Source organism: Mycobacterium intracellulare ATCC 13950, assembly GCF_000277125.1.
In the GTDB taxonomy this organism is placed as follows: Bacteria; Actinomycetota; Actinomycetes; order Mycobacteriales; family Mycobacteriaceae; genus Mycobacterium; species Mycobacterium intracellulare.
Window position 1 is genome coordinate 220,025 of sequence record NC_016946.1, and the last position, 24,408, is coordinate 244,432.

The window sequence follows — 24,408 nt, forward strand, 5'->3', positions numbered from 1 at the left end:
TACACGGGCACTCCTGCGCTTCGCGCGGTGACGATGCGGGCCGACCGGTTCGACGAGGAGCCGTGCAAGTGGGTACGCGCAGGCAGTTCGACCCAATCAGGAAAGCGCCCAAACGGACGAATGCGCCGGGAGGCCGCAAGAAGGATGAGGAAGCAAGGATGACGCTTGTCGACAGATTGCGCGGCGCCGTGGCGAGTATGCCGCGCCGGCTCGTGGTGGGGGCCGCCAGTGCGGCGCTGCTGACGGGCCTGATTGGCGCCGTCGGGGGCTCGGCGACCGCCGGTGCCTTCTCGCGCCCGGGTCTGCCGGTGGAGTACCTGCAGGTTCCGTCCGCCGGGATGGGCCGCGACATCAAGGTTCAGTTCCAAAGCGGCGGCGCGAACTCGCCGGCTCTGTACCTGCTCGACGGCATGCGTGCGCAGGACGACTTCAACGGCTGGGACATCAACACCCCGGCGTTCGAGTGGTACAACCAGTCGGGCATCTCGGTCGCCATGCCGGTGGGTGGCCAGTCCAGCTTCTACTCCGACTGGTACAAGCCCGCCTGCGGCAAGGCCGGCTGCACCACCTACAAGTGGGAGACCTTCCTGACCAGCGAGCTCCCCGCGTACCTGCAGAGCCAGAAGCAGGTCAAGCCGACCGGCAGCGCCGTCGTCGGGCTGTCGATGGCCGGATCGTCGGCGCTGATCCTGGCCGCCTACCACCCCGAGCAGTTCGTCTACGCCGGATCGCTGTCGGCGCTGCTGGACCCGTCCCAGGGCATGGGCCCGTCGCTGATCGGTCTGGCCATGGGTGACGCCGGTGGCTACAAGGCCGCTGACATGTGGGGCCCGAAGGAAGACCCGGCCTGGGCGCGCAACGACCCGTCGCTTCAGGTGGGCAAGCTCGTCGCCAACAACACCCGCATCTGGGTGTACTGCGGTAACGGCAAGCCGTCCGACCTCGGTGGCGACAACCTGCCCGCGAAGTTCCTCGAGGGCTTCGTGCGGACCAGCAACCTGAAGTTCCAAGACGCCTACAACGCCGCGGGCGGCCACAACGCGTTCTGGAACTTCGACGCCAACGGCACCCACGACTGGCCCTACTGGGGCGCGCAGCTGCAGGCGATGAAGCCTGACATGCAGTCGGTTCTGGGCGCCACCCCGGGCGCGGGCCCGGCCACGGCCTCGGCTGCCGGTAACGGAACCGGCCAGGGCACCTAAAACACGCCAAGCACCACGACTCGCGGCGGGAACCCTTCGGGGTTTCCGCCGTTAGTCGTTCGCGGCACGTGTGACGTGTTTCACTACCCGGCGAGCGCGGGGGCCGGCCCGCTGGCTAATGTGCATTCAGCGACTAGACGATGGAGGGTGGACATGACGGTCGTGCGGGGTGTGCCAGCGCTTCTTCGGGCGTTCTGCTTGGCCGCGCTAGCGGTCGGGCTGGCCTTTGTCTCACCGGCGGTCGGGGCCGTCGGCAAGGCCAGGGCCGCGGGCTACGAAAGCCTGATGGTTCCGTCGGCGGCCATGGGCCGGGACATCCCGGTGGCCTTCCTCGCCGGCGGCCCGCACGCGGTGTACCTGTTGGACGCCTTCAACGCGGCGCCCGACGTGAGCAACTGGGTCACCGCCGGCAACGCGATGAACACGCTGAGCGGCAAGGGCATCTCGGTGGTGGCCCCGGCCGGCGGCGCGTGGAGCATGTACACCAACTGGGAGCAGGACGGCAGCAAGCAGTGGGACACGTTCCTGTCCAGCGAGCTGCCCGATTGGCTGGCCGCCAACAAGGGCCTCGCGCCCGGTGGCCACGCCGCCGTCGGCGCCTCCCAGGGCGGCTACGGCGCGATGGCGCTGGCCGCCTTCCACCCCGACCGCTTCGGCTTCGCCGGCTCGCTGTCGGGCTTCCTGTACCCGTCGAGCACCAACTACAACGGCGCGATCCTGGCCGGGCTGCAGCAGTTCGGCGGCGTGGACGGCAACGGCATGTGGGGTGCGCCGCAGCTGGGCCGGTGGAAGTGGCACGACCCGTACGTGCACTCGGCGCTGCTGGCGCAGAACAACACGCGGGTCTGGGTGTACAGCCCGACCAATATGGGCGGCGACGACGCGGCCATGATCGGCCAGGCGTCCGCGGCGATGGGCAGTTCCCGGGAGTTCTACCAGCAGTACCGCAGCAACGGCGGGCACAACGGCCACTTCGACTTCCCGGGCGGCGGCGACAACGGCTGGGGCTCGTGGTCGGGGCAACTGGGGGCCATGTCGGGCGACATCGTCGGCGCCATCCGCTAGCAGCCGCGGCGGGTCGCGGCCCGGATTGGCCTAGCCGCAGAGCCGGTACCGTGTAGGAGTGCAGCAGGGGTCGCGAGGGCCGCTTGCCCGGATCCGAGCTGCGAATCCACCGACTCTGCTGGCAGGAGAACATGGCTAACAGCGCCCGGCGTAAGCGTCGCCGCACCCTCGCCTGGGTTGCCGCCCTTTCGGTCGCCGGTGTCGTCCTGTTGGTCATCGTGGCCGTCGTCACCGTGCTGCGCGGGCGCGAGTCGCAGCCCAGCGCGGTGCCGCCCGGGGTCTTGCCGCCGTCGTCGACGACATCTCACCCGCACAAGCCGCGCCCCGCATCCCAGGACGCCTCGTGTCCCGACGTGCTGCTGGTCAACGTTCCCGGCACGTGGGAGTCCGCCCCCCAGGACGACCCCGCCAACCCGCTGCAGTTCCCGAACGCGTTGCTGCACAAGGTGACCGCGAGCCTCACCCAGGACTTCCCCGCGTCGCGGGTGCAGGCGTACACCACCCCGTACACCGCTCAGTTCCACAATCCGCTGAGCGGCGACACGCAGATGTCCTACAACGCCAGCCGCGCCGAAGGCACCCGCGCCACCGTGGCGGCGATGACCGACATGAACACCAAGTGCCCGCTGACCAGCTATGTGCTGATGGGCTTTTCGCAGGGCGCGGTGATCATGGGCGACATCGCCAGCGATATCGGCAACGGCCGCGGGCCCGTCGACGAAGACCTGGTGCTGGGTGTGACGTTGATCGCCGACGGGCGTCGTCAGCTCGGGGTGGGTAACGACATCGGGCCCAACCCGCCGGGCCAGGGCGCCGAGGTCACGCTGCACGAGGTGCCGATCTTGTCCGGGCTGGGTCTCACCATGACCGGCGCCCGCCCGGGCGGCTTCGGTGACCTCAACGGCAGGACCAACGAGATCTGCGCCCCGGGCGACCTCATCTGCGCCGCACCGGAAGAGGCCTTCAGCATCGCCAACCTGCCGAGCACGCTGAACACGTTGGCCGGGGGGGCCGCCCAACCGGTCCACGCGCTGTACGCGACGACCCAGTGCTGGAGCGTCGACGGGGCCCCGGCGACCGACTGGACGTTGAACTGGGCTCACGGGCTGATTGCAAATGCGCCACAACCGAAACACGGATGACCGGGGCGGTGGGACACAGGCTTTAGGTAGCGGTTGCCGGTGGCTATCAGCGGTACCTTGTGATTTGGTCTGCCGTGGGCAGGCCCGTAACATTAAGAGGAACTTAAGAGCTACCAGACTTTGTCGCGGACCCGGGTCGGGGTCGATGCCGGCTGGGACTGGCACGTGACCGCCGTTCTGGCCCGCGCGTAGACATGTAACGGTCGGCGGTAGCCGGCCAGAGCTAGGACCGAAACGTCGGCGGAGCCGACCGAGATAACAAACGTCGGCGGAGCCGACCTAGATACAGGTGTGACAGGAGAGCGGCATGGCGTACCACAACCCGTTCATCGTGAATGGAAAGATCAAGTTCCCCGACAACACGAACTTGGTCAAGCACGTTGAGAAGTGGGCGCGGGTGCGTGGCGACAAGCTCGCCTACCGGTTTGTCGACTTCTCCACCGAACGCGACGGCGAGTACCGCGACATCGTGTGGAGCGACTTCAGCGCCCGCAACCGGGCCGTGGGCGCCCGCCTGCAGCAGGTCACCCAGCCGGGCGACCGCATCGCCGTGCTGTGCCCGCAGAACCTCGACTACCTCATCGCGTTCTTCGGCGCGCTGTACGCCGGCCGGATCGCGGTGCCGCTGTTCGACCCGGCCGAGCCGGGTCACGTCGGCCGCCTGCACGCCGTCCTCGACGACTGCTCCCCCTCGACGATCCTGACCACCACCGACGCCGCCGAAGGCGTCCGCAAGTTCATCCGCGCCCGTTCGGCCAAGGAGCGGCCCCGCGTCATCGCCGTCGACGCGGTCCCCAACGAGGTCGCGTCCACCTGGGAGCCGCCCGAGGCCGACGAGAACACCATCGCCTACCTGCAGTACACGTCCGGCTCCACCCGGACCCCGACGGGCGTGCAGATCACCCACCTCAACCTGCCCACCAACGTGCTGCAGGTGCTCAACGGCCTGGAGGGCAAGGAGGGCGACCGCGGGCTGAGCTGGTTGCCGTTCTTCCACGACATGGGGCTGATCACGGCGCTGCTGTCGCCGGTGCTCGGCCACAACTTCACCTTCATGACGCCGGCCGCCTTCGTACGCCGGCCGGGCCGGTGGATCCGCGAGATGGCGCGCAAGCCCGAGGACGCTCCCGACAGCGAGGTCTTCACCGTCGCCCCGAACTTCGCCTTCGAGCACGCGGCGGTGCGCGGGGTGCCCAAGGAGGGTGAGCCGCCGCTGGACCTGAGCAACGTCAAGGCGATCCTCAACGGCAGCGAACCGGTGTCCCCGGCGTCGATGCGCAAGTTCTACGAGGCGTTTTCGCCCTACGGTCTGCGGGAGACCGCGATCAAGCCGTCCTACGGCCTGGCCGAGGCGACGCTGTTCGTCTCCACCACGCCGATGGACCAGGCGCCCACGGTCATCCACGTCGACCGTGACGAGCTGAACAAGCAGCGCTTCGTCGAGGTGCCCGCCGATTCGCCGAAGGCCGTTCCGCAGGTCTCGGCCGGCACCATCGGTGTCGACGAGTGGGCCGTCATCGTCGACCCCGAGACGGCGAGCGAGCTGCCGGACGGTCAGATCGGCGAGATCTGGCTGCACGGCAACAACCTGGGCACCGGCTACTGGGGCCGGGAGCAGGAGACCAACGACATCTTCCGCAACATCCTCAAGTCGCGGATCAGCCAGTCGCACGCCGAGGGCGCCCCCGACGACGGCATGTGGGTCAAGACCGGCGACTACGGCACCTACTACAAGGGCCACCTCTATATCGCGGGCCGCATCAAGGACCTGGTCATCATCGACGGCCGCAACCACTACCCGCAGGACCTCGAGTACTCGGCGCAGGAAGCCAGCAAGGCGCTGCGCACCGGCTACGTCGCCGCCTTCTCGGTGCCGGCGAACCAGCTGCCGAAGGAAGTGTTCGACAACCCGCACACCGGCCTCAAGTACGACCCGGATGACAGCTCCGAGCAGCTGGTGATCGTCGCCGAGCGGGCCGCGGGCTCGCACAAGCTGGACTACCAGCCCATCGCCGACGACATCCGGGCGGCGATCGCCGTGCGCCACGGCGTCACGGTCCGCGACCTGCTGCTGGTGCAGTCGGGCACGATCCCGCGGACCTCCAGCGGCAAGATCGGGCACCGCGCGTGCCGCGCCGCCTACCTCGACGGCAGTCTGCGAAGCGGCGTCGGATCCCCGACCGCGTTCGCCAATTCCACCGACTGAGCTACAGGACCATGGCTGACACCGAGCACCCCGAAAGCACCGATCACCCGCCCGCCGCCAAGGGGACCGACATGACCGTCCCCGAGATGCGCCAGTGGCTGCGCAATTGGGTGGGCAAGGCGGTCGGCCGGTCACCGGACGACATCGACGAGTCGGTGCCGATGGTCGAGCTGGGCCTGTCGTCGCGCGACGCGGTGGCGATGGCCGCCGACATCGAGGACATGACCGGAGTCACGCTGTCGGTCGCGGTGGCCTTCCAGCATCCGACGATCGAGTCGCTGGCCACCCGCATCGTCGAGGGCGAGCCCGAAATAGACACCGCCGCCGACGACGCTATGGACTGGACCCGCACCGGCCCGGCCGAGCGCGTCGACATCGCGATCGTGGGGCTGTCCACCCGGCTACCCGGCGACATGAACAGCCCCGACGAAACCTGGCAAGCGCTCATGGAGGGCCGCGACGCCATCACCGACCTGCCCGAGGGCCGCTGGTCGGAGTTCCTCGACGAACCGCGCATCGCGGCGCGCGTCGGCGCCGCCCGCACCCGCGGCGGCTACCTGAAGGACATCAAGGGCTTCGACTCGGAGTTCTTCGCGGTCGCCAAGACCGAGGCCGACAACATCGACCCGCAGCAGCGGATGGCGCTGGAGCTGACCTGGGAGGCGCTCGAGCACGCTCGCATCCCGGCGTCGAGCCTGCGCGGCGAGGCCGTCGGCGTGTACGTCGGCTTCTCCAACAACGACTACCAATTCCTGGCGGTCTCCGACCCGACCGTCGCCCACCCGTACGCGATCACCGGCACCGCCAGCTCGATCATCGCCAACCGGGTGTCCTACTTCTACGACTTCCGCGGCCCGTCGGTCGCGCTGGACACCGCCTGCTCGAGCTCGCTGGTGGCGACGCACCAGGCGGTGCAGGCGCTGCGCAACGGCGAGTGCGACGTCGCGGTCGCCGGTGGCGTCAACGCGCTGCTGACGCCGTTGGTCACACTCGGTTTCGACGAGATCGGTCAGGTGCTTTCCCCCGACGGCCGGATCAAGTCGTTCTCGTCGGACGCCGACGGCTACACCCGCTCCGAGGGTGGCGGCATGTTCGTGCTCAAGCGGGTCGACGACGCCCGCCGCGACGGCGACCAGATCCTGGCCGTGATCGCCGGCAGCGCGGTCAACCACGACGGCCGCTCCAACGGCTTGATCGCCCCCAACCAGGACGCCCAGGCCGAGGTGTTGCGACGGGCCTACAAGGACGCCGGGATCGACCCGCGCACCGTGGACTACATCGAGGCGCACGGCACCGGCACCGTCCTGGGTGACCCGATCGAGGCCGAGGCGCTGGGCCGCATCGTCGGCCGCGGCCGCCCCGCCGACCGCCCTGCGCTGCTGGGTGCGGTGAAAACCAATGTGGGACACCTGGAGTCGGCCGCCGGCGCGGCGAGCCTGGCCAAGGTGGTGCTGGCGCTGCAGCACGACAAGCTGCCGCCGTCGATCAACTTCGCCGGCCCCAGCCCCTACATCGACTTCGACGGCATGCACCTGAAAGTCGTTGACAGCGCGACTGATTGGCCGCGCTACGGCGGTTACGCGCTGGCCGGGGTGTCCAGCTTTGGCTTCGGCGGGGCCAACGCGCACCTGGTGGTGCGCGAGGTCTTGCCGCGCGACGTGGTGGAGCGCGAGCCCGAGCCCGCCCCCCAGGCAGAGGCCGCCGCAGCCGCCGAGGCGGCCGAGGCCCCCACGCTCGAGGCCCACTCGCTGCGGTTCGACGACTTCGGCAACATCATCCCCGACGCCGAGGCGCCGGACGAAGAGGAAGACTACGAGCTGCCGGGCGTGACCGAAGAGGCGCTGCGCCTCAAGGCGATCGCGCTGGAAGAGCTTGCCGCGCAAGAGGAGGCGGAGCCGACCAGGCCGCTGATCCCGCTCGCGGTGTCGGGCTTTTTGACCTCGCGCAAGAAGGCCGCGGCCGCCGAGCTCGCGGACTGGATGGAAAGCCCGGAGGGGCAGGCGTCGTCGCTGGAATCGATCGGCCGGGCGCTGTCGCGGCGCAACCACGGCCGCTCGCGCGCGGTGGTGCTGGCCCACGATCACGAGGAGGCCGTCAAGGGCCTGCGGGCGGTCGCCGAGGGCAAGCAGCGGCCGAACGTGTTCAGCGTCGACGGCCCGGTGACCAGCGGCCCGGTCTGGGCGATGGCCGGTTTCGGTGCGCAGCACCGCAAGATGGGCAAAAACCTGTACCTGCGCAACGCGGTCTTCGCCGAGTGGATCGAGAAGGTCGACGCGCTGATTCAGGACGAGCGCGGCTACTCGGTGCTCGAGCTGATCCTCGACGACTCCCACGAGTACGGCATCGAAACCTCCAACGTCGTCATCTTCGCCATCCAGATCGCGCTGGGCGAGCTGCTCAAGCATCACGGCGCGAAACCCGCTGCGGTGGTGGGTCAGTCGCTGGGTGAGCCCGCGTCGGCGTACTTCGCCGGCGGGCTGTCGCTGCGCGACGCCGCCCGCGTGATCGCCTCGCGCTCGCACCTGATGGGTGAGGGCGAGGCCATGCTGTTCGGCGAGTACATCCGGTTCATGGCGCTCGTCGAGTACTCCGCCGACGAGCTCAAGACGGTGTTCGCCGACTTCCCCGGCCTGGAGGTGTGCGTCTACGCCGCGCCCAGCCAGACCGTGATCGGCGGTCCGCCCGAGCAGATCGACGCCATCGTCGCCCGCGCCGAGTCCGAGGGTCGCTTCGCTCGAAAGCTGCAGACCAAGGGCGCCGGCCACACCTCGCAGATGGATCCGCTGCTCGGTGAGTTCTCCGCGGAACTGCAGGGCATCAAGCCGATGAGCCCCACCGTCGGGATCTTCTCGACGGTGCACGAGGGCAGCTACATCAAGCCCGGCGGCGAGCCGATCCACGACGTCGCTTACTGGGTCAAGGGAATGCGGCATTCGGTCTACTTCACCCACGGCGTGCGCAACGCCGTCGACAGCGGCCACACCACGTTCCTGGAGCTGGCGCCCAACCCGGTGGCGCTGATGCAGATCGGTTTGACCACCGCGGCCGCGGGTTTGCATGACGCCCAACTGATTCCGACGCTGGCCAAAAAGCAGGACGACGTCGAGTCGATGATCTCGGCGATGGCCCAGCTCTACGTGCACGGCCACGAGCTGGACATCCGGACGCTGTTCACCCGCGCGCAAGGCCCCGAGGACTACGCGAACATCCCGCCGACGAGGTTCAAGCGCAAAGAGCACTGGCTGGACGTGCACTTCTCCGGCGACGGCTCGGTGATCATGCCCGGCACCCACGTCGCACTGCCGGACGGCCGGCACGTCTGGGAGTACGCGCCGCGCAACGGCGAGACCGACCTGGCTGCGTTGGTGAGATCGGCCGCGACACAGGTGCTTTCGGATGCCCAGTTGGTGGCGTCCGAGCAGCGCGCGGTGCCCGGCGCCGGCGCCCGGTTGGTGACGACCATGACCCGGCACCCGGGTGGCGCCTCGGTTCAGGTGCACGCCCGCATCGACGAGTCCTTCACCCTGGTCTACGACGCGCTGGTGTCGCGGGCCGGCCAGAGCGTTGCCGCGCTGCCGACCGCGGTGGGCGCCGGCGCGGCGATTGCGGCCCCGGTGACCGACGGGCCGGTGGCGGAAGCCCCCGCCGAGGAGACCGACGCCGAGACGCTGTCGGACAGCCTGACCAACCGCTACCTGCCGTCGAGCGTGGGCAGGTGGTCGCCGGACTCCGGCGAGACCATCGGCGAGCGGCTGGGCCTGATCGTCTCGGCGGCCATGGGCTACGAGCCCGAGGACCTGCCGTGGGAGGTGCCGCTGATCGAGCTCGGCCTGGACTCGCTGATGGCGGTGCGGATCAAGAACCGCGTCGAATACGACTTCGACCTGCCGCCCATCCAGTTGACCGCGGTGCGCGACGCCAACCTGTACAACATCGAGACGCTGATCCAGTACGCGGTCGAGCACCGCGACGAGGTCGAGCAGCTGCACGAGCACCAGAAGACGCTGACCGCCGACGAGATCGCGCAGGAACAGGCGCGGTTGCTCAGCGGCGCGACGGTCGACTCGGTGACCGCGCCGGCGCCCGACCCGCAGGCCGAGCCGCAGACCCAGCCGGCACCGCCGTCGTCGGACGCGCCGATTCCGCCGCCGCCGACGGATCCGTCGGGACCGTCGGGCAACGGCGCCACGGCGAACCTGGCGGGAGCGCTCAGCCAGGAAGCGGTGTCCAAGGCGCTCAATTCCGATGTGCCCCCGCGTGACGCCGCCGAGCGGGTCACCTTCGCCACCTGGGCGATCGTCACCGGCAAGTCGCCGGGCGGCATCTTCAACCCGCTGCCCAAGCTCGACGAGGACACCGCGGCCAAGATGGCGCAGCGCCTCTCGGAGCGTGCCGACGGCACGATCACCGCCGAGGACGTGCTGACGTCGGAGACCATTGAGGAGCTGGCCGAAAAGGTCCGCCAGTACCTGGAGGCCGGTCAGATCGACGGCTTCGTCCGCACCATCCGGGCCCCGGAGAACGACTCGCAGATACCGGTGTTCGTGTTCCACCCGGCCGGCGGGTCGACCGTGGTCTACGAGCCGCTGCTCAACCGGCTGCCGGCGGGCACCCCGATGTACGGGCTCGAGCGCGTGGAGGGCACCATCCAGGAGCGGGCCGCCCAGTATGTGCCCAAGCTGCTGGAGATGAACGACGGCAAGCCGTTCATCCTGGCCGGCTGGTCGCTCGGCGGCGCCCTGGCGTACGCGTGCGCGATCGGGCTGAAGCGGGCCGGCGCCGACGTGCGGTTCGTCGGGATGATCGACACGGTGCGCCCCGGCGAGGAGATCCCCCAGACCAAGGAGGAGACCCGCAAGCGCTGGGACCGCTACGCCAGATTCGCGGAGCGCACCTTCAACGTCGAGATCCCCGCGATCCCCTACGAGCAGCTCGAAGAGCTCGACGACGAGGGGCAGGTCAAGTTCGTCCTCGACATCGTCCAGCAGAGCGGCGTGCAGATCCCGGGCGGCATCGTCGAGCACCAGCGGACCTCGTACCTGGACAACCGGGCGCTCGAGACCGTCGTGATCGAGCCCTACGACGGCCACGTGACCCTCTACATGGCCGATCGCTACCACGACGACGTCATCGAGTTCGAGCCGCGCTATGCGATCCGCCAGCCCGACGGCGGCTGGGGTGAGTACGTGGCGGACCTGGAGGTGGTCCCCATCGGCGGCGAGCACATCCAGGCCATCGACGAGCCGATCATCGGCAAGGTAGGCGCACACCTGACCGAGGTGCTGAATAAGGTGGACGCGGAAAGCACCCAGACAAGTGAGGTAGGCAAGTAGTGACGGAGATGGCGCCGGCCCCCATCCAGCACACCACCGCCGAGAAGCTGGCCGAGCTCCATCGCCGCCTGGAACTGGCCCAGGAGCCCGGCGGTGAGAAGGCCGTCGCCAAGCGCGACAAGAAGGGCATCCCCAGCGCCCGCGCCCGCGTGCACGCGCTGGTCGACCCGGGCACCTTCCTGGAGACCGGGGCGCTGGCCAAGACGCCGAACGACCCGAACGCGCTCTACGGCGACGGGTGCGTCACCGGGCACGCCATGATCGACGGCCGCCCGGTCGGGGTGTTCTCCCACGACCAGACGGTCTTCCAGGGCACCGTCGGCGAGATGTTCGGCCGCAAGGTCGCCCGGTTGATGGAGTGGTGCGCGATGATCGGGTGCCCGATCATCGGCATCCAGGACTCCGGTGGCGCCCGGATCCAGGACGCGGTCACCTCGCTGGCGTGGTACGCCGAGCTGGGCCGCCGGCACGAGGCGCTGTCCGGCCTGGTGCCCCAGATCTCCCTGATCTTCGGCAAATGCGCTGGGGGAGCGGTGTATTCGCCGATCCAGGACGACCTGCTGGTCTCGGTGCGCGACCAGGGCTACTTCTTCGTCACCGGCCCCGACGTGATCCGCGAGGTCACCGGCGAGGAGGTCACCCTCGACGAGCTGGGTGGCTCCGACGCGCAGGCCCGCTACGGCAACATCCACCAGGTGGTGAACTCCGAGGCCGAGGCGTTTCAGTACGTGCGCGACTTCCTGTCGTTCCTGCCGTCGAGCACCTTCGGCAAGCCGCCGGTGGTCAACCCCGGCCTGGAGCCGGAGATCACCCCGACCGACCTCGAGCTCGACTCGATCGTGCCCGACTCGGACAACATGGCCTACGACATGCACGAGATCCTGCTGCGGATCTTCGACGACGGCGACTTCCTCGACGTCGCCGCGCAGCACGGGCCGGCCATCATCACCGGCTACGCCCGGGTCGACGGCCACCCCGTGGGCGTGATCGCCAACCAGCCCATGTACATGTCCGGGTCGATCGACAACGAGGCCTCCGACAAGGCGGCGCGGTTCATCCGGTTCTGCGACGCGTTCAACATCCCGCTGGTTTTCGTGGTGGACACCCCCGGGTTCCTCCCGGGCGCCGAGGAGGAGAAGCGGGGAATCATCAAGCGCGGCGGGCGATTCCTCTACTCCGTGGTCGAGGCCGACGTGCCCAAGGTGACGATCACCGTGCGCAAGTCCTACGGCGGCGCCTACGCGGTGATGGGCTCGCGGCAGCTGACCGCCGACTTCAACTTCGCCTGGCCCACCGCGCGGATCGCGGTGATCGGCGCCGAAGGGGCCGCGCAGCTGCTGATGAAGCGGTTCCCCGACCCGACCACCCCCGAGGCGCAGCAGATCAAGAAGGACTTCATCGAGGGCTACAACCTCAACATGGCGATCCCGTGGACCGCCGCCGAACGCGGCTTCATCGACGCGGTCATCGACCCGCACCAGACCAGGCTGCTGCTGCGCAAGTCGATGAAGCTGTTGCGGGACAAGCAGTTGTGGTTCCGCACGGCCCGCAAGCACGGGCTCATCCCGATCTAGCCGGGCGCCAGCGACCGTGGGAGCCCGAACCACGACAGCACGCTGTTGTCGAAGCGGGTCATGGCGCAGATGCGGTCGCCACTGAGGTCGAGGACATACAGGCCGACCCCGTGGCTGACGCCGGTGGGCGTGCGCAGATAGGCGCCGAATGCCGGCTGACCATTGGCGCGGGTCGCCACGAGGTCGAACCTGCGGCCCGCACGGAAGAGAGACCGGCAGAAGCGGGCCACAACTTCGCGGCCCTCGTATTCGAACGGCATCGGTGGCATCGACATGAAGATGTCGTCGGTCAACAGGGCCACCAGCGCATCGAGATCGGCGGACTCCCACGCCTGCACGAACTTCGCCACGATCGCCACTTCGGCAGGCGAGTCGCGCGCCGGTGGGGGTTCCCGGTCGTCGACAGTGGCGCGGTGACGCCGCAGGCCGTTGCGCGCCCGTTTGAGGGCGCTCCTGACCGATTCGACTGTCGAGTCGAGCATGTCGGCCACCTCGTCGGTGCGGAATCCGAGGACGTCGCGCAGCACGAGTACTGCGATCTGCCGAGGCGGCAGAACCTGAAGGGCGGCAACGAAAGCCAGTGCGATGGATTCGGTCCGCTCGTAGCGAGCTTCCGGCATGAGGGAGTCCGGAAAGGGCTCGAGCCAAACCACTTCACCGAGTCGGGTGGGGTGGGGCGGTTCGACATCAGGCACGTCCCACTCCTTGCCCGCGCGTCGGCTTGCTGAGCGACGGGCGTTCAGGCAGCGATTCGTGGCGATGCGGTAGAGCCAGGTGCGCAGTGAGGCGCGTCCCTCGAACCCCTCGAGCCCTTGCCACGCGGCCAGCATCGCGTCTTGCAAGGTGTCTTCGGCGTCCTGCAAGGATCCGAGCATCCGGTAGCAGTGCACCTGGAGCTCCCGGCGGTACGGTTCGACCAACTCCCGGAAGGCTTCGCCGTCCCCGGCGCGCGCCCGGCACATCAGATCGCCCGCTGTCACCCTCGTCACCTCCTTCCCGTATGGACACCGGCCCATGGGCACACGGGGCGGTGTCTCCATTAGTGGTAGGTGCTGACAACGCCACCGTAAGGAGAGCACGGATGGGAACGATCATTATCAGCGAGAATGTCTCGCTCGACGGAGTCGTGCAGGACCCGACCGGGGACGAGGGGTTCAGGGTCGGTGGCTGGTTCGGCCAGATAGGGACTAGGGACCATGAAGATTGGGCGGCGGTCGGGCTCGACGAGGCGCTGGGCGCGGAGGCCCTGCTGCTGGGGCGGCGGACCTACGAATTCTTCGCGGCCCGGTGGCCGTTCCGCAGCGGCCGGTGGGCGGACCGATTGAACAGCTTGCCCAAGTACGTGGTATCGACGACCCTGCACGACCCGGATTGGAACAACACGACTGTACTGGCGGGAGATGTAGTACGCGAGATAACCACTTTGCGCCGAAAGGTCAACGGGCGCATAGTCGTCTACGGGAGCTCCCGGTTGGTGCACACGCTGGTAGAACACGACCTCGTCGACGAGTTGCGGATGATGGTCTTCCCGTTCGTGCTCGGCGCCGGCGATCGCCTCTTCGGCGCCACCAGCGGCAAGAAAGACATGCGCCTCGTCGCGACCCGCAGAGTGGGTGACGGCCTGGCGATCCTTGTCTACCGGCCCGTCCGAAACCCCTAGCCCTCGAGCCGCAGCGCACCGTCCAGAAGTTCGTCGAAGCGCTCCAGCGCCTCGTCGGAGTCGGCGTCGATACCGCGCAGCGCCCCGCGATCGGCCAGATACCGCTGCGCGTAGAGCCGCGCGACCAGCGCCTTGCGCCCGCCGCCGCGGGTGGCGCGCTCCCAGGCGGCCTGCTCGATGAGCAACGCGCCGCCGTAGACGTCGCCCATGAATTGCGCCAGTCCGAACAGCCGCGCCTCGGCCAGCTCCCGGTCAAGTTTGGACCACGCGGTGATCGCCGCGTCGAGATCCTCGATCCGGCCGGCGACCAGCCTAGTGGCTTCGTCGTCGTCGGCGACCGACACGGCGTCGCGCAGCCGGGCCAGCAGCGTCTCGTGCGCGCGGGTCTGCTCGATCCCGCGGCGCACGTCCAGGCACAGGATGTTGTCCGGGCCCTCCCAAATGGTGTTGACCTGCGCGTCACGCAAAAGCCTTGCCACCGGCCAGGTCTCGATGTAGCCGTTGCCGCCGTGGATCTCGATCGCGTCCGACGCCGCGGTGATCCCCAGCCGGCACACCTTCAGCTTGGTGACCGGCACCGCGATGCGCTGTCGCAGGCTGCGCGGCTGGCGATGGTTGGTGGCGCCGGTGCCGTCGAACACCAGCGCCTGGGCGGCCTCGACATCGACGATCATCTCGGCGAGCTTGCGCCGCATCAACGGCTTGTCGATCAGCGCCCCGCCGAAGGCGCGCCGCTGCCGCGCGTAGCACAGCGACTCCACCAGGGCGCGCCGCGCATTGCCGAGCCCGAACAACGCGATGCCCAGCCGCGCGGCGTTGGTCAGCTCCATCATGCGGCCCAGCCCCTTGCCGTCGGCGGGGCCGGACTCGGCGGTGGGTTCGCCCGACAGCAGGAACGCCTCGGCGTCGACGAACTCGACCTCGCCCGAGGCCACCGAACGGGTGCCGAGCTTGTCCTTCAGGCGCCGGACCCGCACCCCGTTGCGGGAGCCGTCGCGGCGGGTGCGCAGCACCAGGAAATTGGCGACGCCCCGCGAAGAGTCCGGTGCGCCTTCGGGTTTGGCCAGGACGACGAACGCCTCCCCGGCGCAGTTGGACGCAAACCACTTGAACCCGTTCAGCAGCCACGAGTCGCCGTGACGGGTGGCGGTCGTCTCGAGGGCGCCCAGGTCGGAGCCGCCGGTGCGCTCGGTGAGCAGCTGGGCCGTCTCCCCGGCCCACTCGCCGGAGGCGAATTTGGCCAGCACGTGTTCGGCCACGTCGGCCGGCGCGTAGGCCGCCACCAGCGACTGCACCATGCCGCCGCCGGTGCCCAGCGCGCAGCCCATGCCGATATCGGCTTGATTGAGCAGATAATTCGACGCGAACAGCGTCAGCGACGAGCTCATCTTCGCCTCGCGCGCCTCGGTCCGCAGCGCCCGCTGGGCATCCAGGACGGCCCGCTTGGACTGGGTGAACGACGTCGGCATGACCACCTCGCTGACGTCGTGGCCCCACCGGTCGTAGCGCTGAAGCCGCGGCGGGTTGCGGTCGGTCTCCTCGGCCCACCGCGCCACCGGGCCCCCCATCAGCTCGCCGATGCGCGTCAGATGGCGCTCGGCCAGCCTCAGCTCGTCGGGCTGCAGGTAGTAGGCCATGGTGAACTGCAGCGTGGGATCGGTGCTGTACCAATTGAGACCGACGGCCCCGCCGTAGTTCTCCGTCGCGTAGCGCTGCGATTTTTCCTCGGTGGAGAACGGCAGCCTGTCCACCGCCTCCACGGCGTAGTCGCTCATGGGACAGACGCTACGCGCCGAGCCGATCGTCGTGGGGTAGGGCGTAGCGGGTGCCGTCGGCGCCCCCGACGTCCCCGGCGCGTCTTGCCAGCGCGTCGGGGTTGATGATCACAACGGTCTTGCCTCTCAACGAGATCCAGCCGCGTGTCGTGAAGCTGCCCAATGCCTTGTTCACCGACACCCGGTCGGCGCCCACCAGCTGGGCCAGCTCGTCCTGGCTGAGTTCATGCGCGACCCGCAGCGCGCCGCCCTCGCGGGTGCCGAACCGCCTGCCCAGCGCCAACAGCTGGCGGGCGACGCGGGCGTTCACATCGCTGGAAACCATTTCGACGAGTTGTCGTTCGGCGGCCCGCACTCGCCGGGTCAGCGCCCGCAGCAGCTGTTCGGCGAGCGCCGGATCCCGCGCCATCGACGCGCGCAGGGAGGCGCGGTCCAGCCACAGGGCTCGCACCTCGGTGAGTGCGGTGGCGGTGCACGCGCGAGGGGCGGGGTCGAACACCGCCAGCTCGCCGAAGATGTCCGCGGGTCCCAGGATGGCCCGCACGCCGGTGCGGCCCGCGGGGTCGCGGAGGCTGATCGTCACCGTGCCTTCGGCGATCAGATAGAGCCGGTCACCCGGGTCGCCCTGGGCGAAGATCGTTTGGCCGGGCCGGAATTCGCAGGTGTACATCGTCGCATCACGGCGTCTGGGCGGCGAGGAACACCAGCCGGAAATTGCCGATCTGCAGCACGTCGCCGTTGGCCAGCGCCGCGGAGTCGACGGCTTCGCGGTTGCGATAGGTGCCGTTGAGGCTGCCGAGGTCGACGACGCGGAATTCGCCGTTCTCGCTGCGGAATTCGGCATGCCGTCGGCTGACCGTGATGTCGTCGAGATAGATGTCGCTGGCCGGGTGGCGTCCGGCGGTCATGACGGGCTGGTTCAGGACGAAGTGCGATCCGACGTTGGGTCCCCGTTTGACCACGAGCATGGCCGAGCCGCGCTCCAGCGCCGCCGCCTCGGCCGCCGCCGACGACGTGTCGATCTCCTCGGGGACACCGTCCGCAGGCAACGCGGAGCCCCGGACCGCGGACAGGTCGCCGGTGGCGTCATCGGCCGCGATTCGCTGCTGTCGTGTGTCCCGTTGGGATGCGGACACTTTCGCCTCTCATCTGCCCTACGCCCTCACCGGCACGACGAACTCGGAGGTGTAGAACTCCGCCGGGCTCTGCGCGTGGGCGTTCGGTTGCTCGATGATCACCCACACGCCGGTCGTGCCGGGCCGGATGCTGTCCTGGACGGTCGTGTTCCCGCTGCCCGCCCCGTCGGTGTCCAGGCCGGCGAAGGCGGTCCCGGGGTCGCCGGGCCCGCACGGCGCGGAGGAGGGGCGGGGCACCTGGATCAGTCCCACGTCGAAATGGGTGCCGGGCTCCGGCGGGTTCACCAAATGGACGTCCGCGACCACCCTCGACCCTGCCGTGCGCACGACGGCGTACCCCGTCCCCAGCGAGGGGTGCGGCATCTGCACCGCAAAACTCACCAGGCTGAAATCGCAACGCCGAAGTTTGGCGTCGAAAACGACGGTGGTGCCGGCGCCCTCGGCCCCCGCCGTGCCGATGGCGAATGTCGTGGCCGGCAAAACCAGCACCGTGAGCGCGGCCGCGGGGGTTTTCAGGCGTGACTGCGTGCGCATCGGGACTACCCCTTCCCGTCGTGTGAACTGGATCACATCGGAATGAGTATTGTCCCGCGATTGGCCGATTCAAACCCTCGCCCAGCAATTACTCAGGCGTTAATTCGGTGCGTTATTCCGCGGAGGAATTGTGGCCGCGGCACGCCATTTAGACACGCCGATAATTCACGCTTTTCCGCCGCGGTTACGGCTTGATGCGGATCGGGCCCGGCGACCACCACCCGGTGCGGGTGGCGGTTCCGAGATCGAGCTGCGCGGGATGCGCGTCGGCGATGGTGTCGAATTTGCGCAGCGACCCCCAGTCGCGGCCCCAGTCGTGGGACAGGTACGTCGACATCACGTGGGCCCGCAGCAGCAGGTCGGTGATGCCCAGCAGCCCCCCGTTGGTTCCGTCCTCCCAGGTGTCGGTGTCCATCTTCTTGGCCGTGTAGTCCGGGGTGATGCGGAATTTGGGGATCTCGGTGACGCCGTTGACGTGCAGCATCGGCTGCTGGCAGGGGAAGGCCAACCCGACCGCCCAGTCCATCAGCACCGGCTGCGTCGAGCCCACGTACTCCTGCAGCGAACGCATCTCCGGCACCCGCGGCGGGGTCACCGCGATCCAGTCCTCAGGCGTCAGGGACAGGTCCTCGGCCACCACCCGCACGGCGACCGCGTCCGCCGGCATGTCGGAGCGGGCGAAACGCAGGTTGCGCCAGGCCTTTGGCTGCTCGCCGTTCAGGTCGTAGGGCACCAGCCGCCCGGCGGGCACGATGCCGGCCCCGGTGTCACCCGCGGGCCCGGGCCGCCCGTACTCGAGCACCACCTTCTGGCCGTCGGTGTGGTGGTGCAGCACGCTGTTGCCGTCGATCTTGCCGGCGGCGGACACCACCACGAGCGGATGGCCGGCATCGGGTTTGGGCAACCGGTACCACGCCGAGGTGAGCCTGCTCTGCTGCTGCGCCGCGGTGGTGTAGCTGCCGGCCAGCGGAACCCGATCGGGATCCAGGCCGTAGGGCAGCGGCACCGTCGAGCCGTTGATGCCCGGCGCGCTCAGCTTGGTCGGCGCGTCCCAGTCGTAGTCGGTTCCGGGTTGATTCGGGGTGATCCGAATGGCTTCGGCGACAATGTGTTCGGGCACACCGTTGGGACTGAATCCCACCGGGTGCTCCCCGCCCAGCGGCCCCAGCGGCCCGTAGTTGCCCGGTAGCGGCGCCATGTAGCCGACGTTGCTGTCCGGCTCGACGAGCACGTCGTCGGCCAGGCCGCAGCCCCCGCTGAACTCGCGCAGGTTGTCCCAGGCGTTGGAGTAGGTGGGGTACTGGCGCACGATGCCGGCCACCATCGACGCGATGAACACCAGCGCCATGAATCCCGCCGCGATGGGCACCGGTGCGGCCGTCAGCGCCCGCGCGACCCGGCCTTCGCCGCGGTCGCGGGACGCGAAGTGCAACCAGATCGCGTACAGCACGGCCAGCACGAACAGCGCGAAAAAGATTGTGCTGACCGAGATTCCGCCGATCTTCGGCATGGTGCTGTTGAACGGGACGCCGTAGCTGGAGACGTACCACCAGCCGTTGGTGGTGGCGAAGCACAGCGCCATCAGGAACAGCACCGCCGCCAGGAACGCCATCCTGTTCCGCGACCACCGCAGCACCGCGGGCGACACCAGCACCGTGGTCAGCGCGGCCATCGCCGCCCCCACCGCGGCGAACAGGCCGAAGTGGTGCACCCACTTGGTGGGCGTGAACATCAGGAAGAACATGGTGCCGAAGATGACGCCCATCAGCCGCCACGCCGGGCCGCGGGCCACACCCGGAACCCGCTTGCGCCGCAACATGATGAACACGGCGGTGAACAGGCACAGCGCGGTGATCAGGAAGCCGAAGCGGCGCGACAGCGAACCGTCGACGGTGGGCAGGATCAGGTAGTAGTAGCGCAGGTTCTCGGTGTACCACGCCTGGCTCGGCCCGATCGCGGTCCGAATCCTGGTGGCTTCCAACACCGCCCGCAGCGTCTGGTCGGCGAACACCACGGTCAGGATGACCGTGCCGGCGGCCAGCATGGGCGCCACCAGCGGCCACGTGCCCACCAGGCGATGACGGCGGACCAGGATGCGCAGGATCGGACGGCCACCGGCGACCAAGGCGGCCACGGCGATCAGGCCGGTGGGCTGCACACCGAGCGTGAACGCGGCGGTGATGACCGCCAGCGCCGCGGGAGTCAGCCGGCTGTACCGCATGGAACGTTCGATCAGCACGTAGGTGACCAGCGAACCGAGCGCGATGATCGGCTCGGGGCGCAGACCGTTGTCGAACGGCATCCACGCCGTCAGCAACACCATGCCCGCCGCCCAGTTCGCCGGCTTGCTGGCGGCCACCGCAGGCCCCAGCCGGGGCAGCACCTCGCGAGACAGCAACAGCCAGCACACGATTCCGGCGAACAGGTCCGGCAGTCGCATCCACAGGCTGGCGTCGCTGACGTGGGTCATCAGCGCCAGCAGGTTGTAGTACCAGCCGAAGGGGTCCTCGGGGCTGCCGAACCAGCGGAAGTAGTTCGACATGTAGCCGGCGCGATCGGCCACCCGCGCCATGCCGAGGATGTAGCCGTCGTCGGACGAGTTCGCCCCGATCACGTGCCAGAGCACGAACCCGAAGATCACCGCGACGTCGGCGAGGGTGAACGTGCGCCAATTCGCCGGAATGAGCCGGCGCATCCGCCGCCCGTCCAGCTGGTCGAGTCGCCACAACGCGACCAGCGCAACGATGGTCGCCACGATCGCCAACACCATCGCGACCAGTTTCAAAGTGGTTGGGGTGGTGGAGAACCGGGTGTCGATGGTCGCCGACAGCGTCAAGCCGGCCGGGGCCGGACCGGTCAGGTCGGTGAACACACCGACGATCTGCGGTCGCAGGTTCGGGTCGGGGAATCCGCCACCGATCGGTTTGCCCGCCGAATCATTGAGCCCGACAAAGGTGGCGAACGTGCCGGCCTTCGTCGAGGTGATCTCGATGCGCTGGCACTGTGGCGACATCGCCTGGTCCCGGGACACGCTGGCGATCACCACATTGCGGTCGGTGACGTCGACGCGCTTGCCGTTGACGACGACGAACAGCGCGTTGAGCGCGGCGTCCTTGCCCTTCTTGGGCCCGGTGCCGACCACCACCCCGCCCTCCGGTGGCAGGTCGCGCACCAGCGAGCAGGGAACGGTGGCGGTCATGTCGACCGGGGTCAGCGAAATCAACGGTGCCGTAACGCTGTTCAGCTGTCCGTTCTGGGGCCAGTTCAGCGTCGCGGTCGTCTGCACGACGGGCAGCAGCGGGGTGGCGACGGACAGCACGAACCCGATCAGGCCGGCGATGGTCGCCACCCAACGCGTCGTTCGCACGTCGTCGCGCATCCTCGGCGCGCTCATGGCAACGCCCGAATCGGTCCCTGCCGGCTCCAGCCGTGCACTGTCATCACACCCTGTTCAATCGCGGCGTCCGGCGCCAAATCAGCCGGCACCAACCGGAAGTACTGCTCCACGGATCCCCAGTCGCGATACCAATCGCCGCGCAGATACGTCGAGATCGTCGACGTGCGCAGCAGCGCCTGGGCGAACAGGAAGGGCCCGCCGGCCTCGCTGGACTGCCACAGGTTCGACGACGCCGCCGTCTGCTTGCGGTCGGGAAGGATGCGGTACCCCGGAAGTTCGGCAACGCCAAGGTGTTCGGAGAACGGCCGCTGGCACGGGAAGTTGGCGGCGGTCGCGATGTCCATCAGCACCGGCGTCTGCGACCCGACCAGTTGCTGCAGGGTTTCCAGCACCGGCACCCGCGGCGGCGTGAACGCGAACCACTGCTCGGAGCTCAGGTTCGGGTCGTAGGCGACGATGCGCGCCACGTTCGCCTCCGGCGGCGCCCACGCCAGCGGGAAACGCAGGTTGCGCCACGCCGGCTGCGGGCCGATGTCGATCGGCTGCACCTCGGCCAGCGGCTGGGTGGTGCCGTCCGGGCGGGTGACGCCCCATTGCAGCTTCAGCGATTGCCCGTAGGTGAAGGTGCCGTCCTCCTTGTAGGACCAGATCGCGCCGGCGGCGGAGACGACCACCAGGGGCCGGTCGGGGGTGCGCGCGGGCAGCTGGTACCAGGCCGAGGTGGCGGTGGCGGCCAGCGTGTTCTCGCCGTAGCTGCCCATCACCGGGGTGCGGGCCGGGTCCAGCCCGAACGGCAGCGCCGCGTGGGAGCCGTTGACCCCGACCGGGCCCTTGCCGCCGGCGGTGCCCGCCGAGTCGCTGTAGGCGACGTTCGGCTTGTTCGGGGAGGCGTCGGAGTTGACCAGTCCCGGCTTGGTCACCACCGGGTCGGATTGCAGGTCCTCGCCCACGCCTTCGGGTTTGAAGCCCACCGGATTGACGCCCCCGAGCGGCCCGTCGGGCCCGAAGGTCTGGCCCGGTGCCGGGGCCAGCATGCCCGCGTTGGGGTCGGGCTCGGCCAGCACGTCGTCGGCCATGGCGCAGCTGGTGGCGGACAGGCCCGAAGTGATCGCGGCGAGGTTGGCCTTGCCGGTGGTGTAGAGCGGGTAGCGGAACACCGCGCCCTTGGTCAGCGAGGCGACCTCGCCGACGACCATGATGGTCGCGACCACCAGCAGCGGGGTCGACGCCAGGACGCGGTTGCGCCGGTTGTCCTTGACCTCGGTGTGGCCGGCGTAGTCCATCCGGAAGTGCTGCCAGGCGGCCAGCAGTCCGGTGATGATCGACAACGTCAGGAACATCGACGTCACCGGGTGGCTGGCGACGACCGGTTGGATGTCGTACCACGGCACCCCGTAGTTGCCGACGTAGAACCAGCCGTTGATGCCGGAGGTGGCCCACGCCAGCACGAACAGCAGCGCGGTGACGTACAGGGTCAGGTTGCGGCGGTTGTGCAGGCCGATCCGCGAGCAGGCGAACGCGGTGACCGCGCCCAGCGCCCCGGCCAGTCCCGCGAAGGCACCGAACTGGATCGCCCACTTCGTCGGGGTGAACGTGACGAGCAGCAGGCCGATCGCGGTGGTGCCGATCAGCCGCCAGGCCGGGCCGCTGGCCACGCCGGGAACGTGGCCGCGGCGCAGCAGGATGACCGGCATCCCGAACAGGCACAGCAGCAGGATCAGCACCGCGAACCGCCGCGCCATCGATCCGTCGGGGTTGGACTCGACCGTGAGGAAGTAGTAGCGCAGCCAGTCCTGGTACCAGGCGATCGTCGGCCCGACCTTGTATTTGATGCGGGCGGACTCCAGCACCGTGGCCAGCGTCTGGCTGCGGAACACCACCACGAGGATCACCGAGAGCGACGCGCCCAGCACCGCCAGCGGCGCCAGCAGCCCGTCGGTCGCCCGGCGGCGCCGGATCGTCTGGGCGACGGCCCGCGCCCCGGTCAGCAGCGCGGCCACGGCGATCAGACCCTGCGGCGCCAGCGTCGCGCTCAGCAGCGCCACGATGATGGCCACCGCGGCCGGGGCGAGCCGCCGCAGGGCGATCGCGCGTTCCACCAGCATCCAGGTGACCAGCACGCCGAGGGCGATCAGTGGTTCGGGCCGCAGCCCGTTGTTGAACGGCAGCCAGGCCGCGACGAAAACCGCGCCCGCGGTGAAGACCGCGACGCGGTTGGCCGCCAGTCCATCCCTGCCGGGGCCCAGCCGGCGCAGCATCCAATGGCCGATGATCAGCCAGCAGCCGATCCCGGCCAGCGTGGCGGGCAGCCGCATCCAGACGCCCGCCGTGCTCACCGAGGCGAGCTTCGACAGCACCCCGAGATACCAGTCGAAGGGGGCGTCGGTGGTACCGAAGTAGCGGTAGTAGTTGGCGACGTAACCGGCGCGCGGAGCGACGCGGGCGACGGTCAGGTTGTAGCCGTCGTCCGATGTGGTGGCGCCAATGATGTGCCACAGCAACAGGGTTGCGATCACCCCGGCGTCGGCGATCCACGTCGCCAGCCCGACGCGCCGCCAGTTCGCCAGGTGCGTGCCGGGCCGGTACCGGGACAGCCAGGCGATGGGGGAGCGCCAGTTGAGCAGCGTGCCGCCGCCCCGGCTGCGGCGGTCCAGCACCGCGAGCGCCACGATGGCCGTCAGCACGGACAGGACGCCCAGCGCCATCACAATCTTCTTGACCGCGGTGGGCGCGGTGATGAATCGGGTGTCGATGTCGACCCGGGCCGAAAGCCCCGGCCCCGCGGGCACCTTCAGATCGGTGAAGATCCCGCCGACCTGGGGCTTCTTTTCGGCCGGCAGGACGCCGGTGGCGCCGGGTATGCCGACGAACTCGGCGCCGGCCGCCCCGACGCCGGCCCAGGCGTGCAGCACGCTGCAGGCCCCGGCGGCGATGGCCGAGCGCTGCGCCACCGCCGCGACGGTGTCGCGGAACGCCACGACGACGACGTCCTTGTTCGCGCGCACGAACAGCCCGTTCTTCCCGGCGTCCATCCCGCCGGGCGGCAGCGTCGAGACCACCAAACCCCCGCTGGCGGGTAGGGTCGCGATGTCCGGGCAGGGAATGGAGATGTCCAGCGCGCGGGGCGCCCCCGACACCAGGGGCGCGGTGATCTGGCTGACGTGCCCGTCCACCGTGCCCTGCGGCCACAGCACCGTCGCCGTGGTCTGTTTCGCCGGAAGCACCGGGACGAGGAGGCACAACAACAGCCCCGCGATTCCCGCGACCGCGGCCACCGATCGTGGGATGCGCTGCGATCGCTCATTACGGTCGTGGGGCACGAGGCTCGATCGTAAGCGACGCGGCTTTGTGCCATCTGGACGCGGGGCCGCGCAGCGGGGCGCT

General features: G+C 69.2%; 14 protein-coding genes. 7 read left to right on the forward strand and 7 right to left on the reverse strand.

Going from position 1 to position 24,408, the window contains the following annotated elements:
- Positions 1 to 158: 158 nt before the first annotated feature.
- From ag85A to OCU_RS26115, 6 genes are all read left to right on the forward strand, one after another.
- Complete coding sequence (gene ag85A / locus OCU_RS26090; protein WP_020188359.1) at positions 159 to 1,202, forward strand: diacylglycerol acyltransferase/mycolyltransferase Ag85A; 1,044 nt, start codon at positions 159 to 161, stop codon at positions 1,200 to 1,202.
- A gap of 162 nt (positions 1,203 to 1,364) precedes the next feature.
- Positions 1,365 to 2,267 (forward strand): esterase family protein, encoded by a 903-nt coding sequence (locus OCU_RS26095; RefSeq protein ID WP_008263024.1) that lies wholly within the window; start codon positions 1,365 to 1,367, stop codon positions 2,265 to 2,267.
- Positions 2,268 to 2,398: 131 nt separating this feature from the next.
- Complete coding sequence (gene culp6, locus OCU_RS26100) at positions 2,399 to 3,409, forward strand: carboxylesterase Culp6 (protein ID WP_009956783.1); 1,011 nt, start codon at positions 2,399 to 2,401, stop codon at positions 3,407 to 3,409.
- A 307-nt stretch (positions 3,410 to 3,716) separates the two neighbouring features.
- Entirely contained in the window at positions 3,717 to 5,615 is a 1,899-nt protein-coding gene (gene fadD32, locus OCU_RS26105; protein WP_009956782.1) for a long-chain-fatty-acid--AMP ligase FadD32, read from the forward strand.
- A gap of 11 nt (positions 5,616 to 5,626) precedes the next feature.
- Entirely contained in the window at positions 5,627 to 10,948 is a 5,322-nt protein-coding gene (pks13, locus tag OCU_RS26110) for a polyketide synthase Pks13 (protein WP_014378853.1), read from the forward strand.
- Between the two features lie 8 nt (positions 10,949 to 10,956).
- Positions 10,957 to 12,522: an acyl-CoA carboxylase subunit beta gene (locus OCU_RS26115; RefSeq protein ID WP_014378854.1), complete on the forward strand. Its 1,566-nt coding sequence runs from the start codon at positions 10,957 to 10,959 to the stop codon at positions 12,520 to 12,522.
- Here OCU_RS26115 and OCU_RS26120 read toward each other — a convergent pair.
- Positions 12,519 to 13,502: a sigma-70 family RNA polymerase sigma factor gene (locus tag OCU_RS26120; protein WP_014378855.1), complete on the reverse strand. Its 984-nt coding sequence runs from the start codon at positions 13,500 to 13,502 to the stop codon at positions 12,519 to 12,521. The genes OCU_RS26115 and OCU_RS26120 overlap by 4 nt on opposite strands.
- Positions 13,503 to 13,603: 101 nt before the next feature.
- On the opposite strand from OCU_RS26120, the gene OCU_RS26125 reads away from it, so the two are divergent.
- Positions 13,604 to 14,182 carry a dihydrofolate reductase family protein gene (locus OCU_RS26125; protein WP_014378856.1) on the forward strand — a complete coding sequence of 193 codons (579 nt, stop codon included), beginning with the start codon at positions 13,604 to 13,606 and terminating at the stop codon, positions 14,180 to 14,182.
- Here OCU_RS26125 and OCU_RS26130 read toward each other — a convergent pair.
- The 6 genes from OCU_RS26130 to OCU_RS26155 all read right to left on the reverse strand — a co-directional run bounded on the left by OCU_RS26130 (position 14,179) and on the right by OCU_RS26155 (position 24,344).
- On the reverse strand, positions 14,179 to 15,957 hold the full coding sequence (locus tag OCU_RS26130; protein ID WP_014378857.1) for an acyl-CoA dehydrogenase family protein: 1,779 nt from the start codon (positions 15,955 to 15,957) through the stop codon (positions 14,179 to 14,181). The two genes, OCU_RS26125 and OCU_RS26130, sit on opposite strands and share 4 nt — an antisense overlap.
- 10 nt (positions 15,958 to 15,967) lie before the next feature.
- Complete coding sequence (locus OCU_RS26135; RefSeq protein ID WP_009956775.1) at positions 15,968 to 16,627, reverse strand: Crp/Fnr family transcriptional regulator; 660 nt, start codon at positions 16,625 to 16,627, stop codon at positions 15,968 to 15,970.
- A gap of 7 nt (positions 16,628 to 16,634) precedes the next feature.
- Entirely contained in the window at positions 16,635 to 17,093 is a 459-nt protein-coding gene (locus tag OCU_RS26140) for an FHA domain-containing protein (RefSeq protein WP_008263040.1), read from the reverse strand.
- Between the two features lie 18 nt (positions 17,094 to 17,111).
- Positions 17,112 to 17,627 (reverse strand): hypothetical protein, encoded by a 516-nt coding sequence (locus tag OCU_RS26145; protein ID WP_014378858.1) that lies wholly within the window; start codon positions 17,625 to 17,627, stop codon positions 17,112 to 17,114.
- A 184-nt stretch (positions 17,628 to 17,811) separates the two neighbouring features.
- Entirely contained in the window at positions 17,812 to 21,021 is a 3,210-nt protein-coding gene (embB, locus tag OCU_RS26150; protein WP_026071071.1) for an arabinosyltransferase EmbB, read from the reverse strand.
- Positions 21,018 to 24,344, reverse strand: coding sequence for an arabinosyltransferase domain-containing protein (locus OCU_RS26155; protein WP_041786998.1), 3,327 nt, complete (start codon positions 24,342 to 24,344; stop codon positions 21,018 to 21,020). The genes embB and OCU_RS26155 overlap by 4 nt, the downstream gene beginning before the upstream one ends.
- Positions 24,345 to 24,408: the final 64 nt, after the last annotated feature.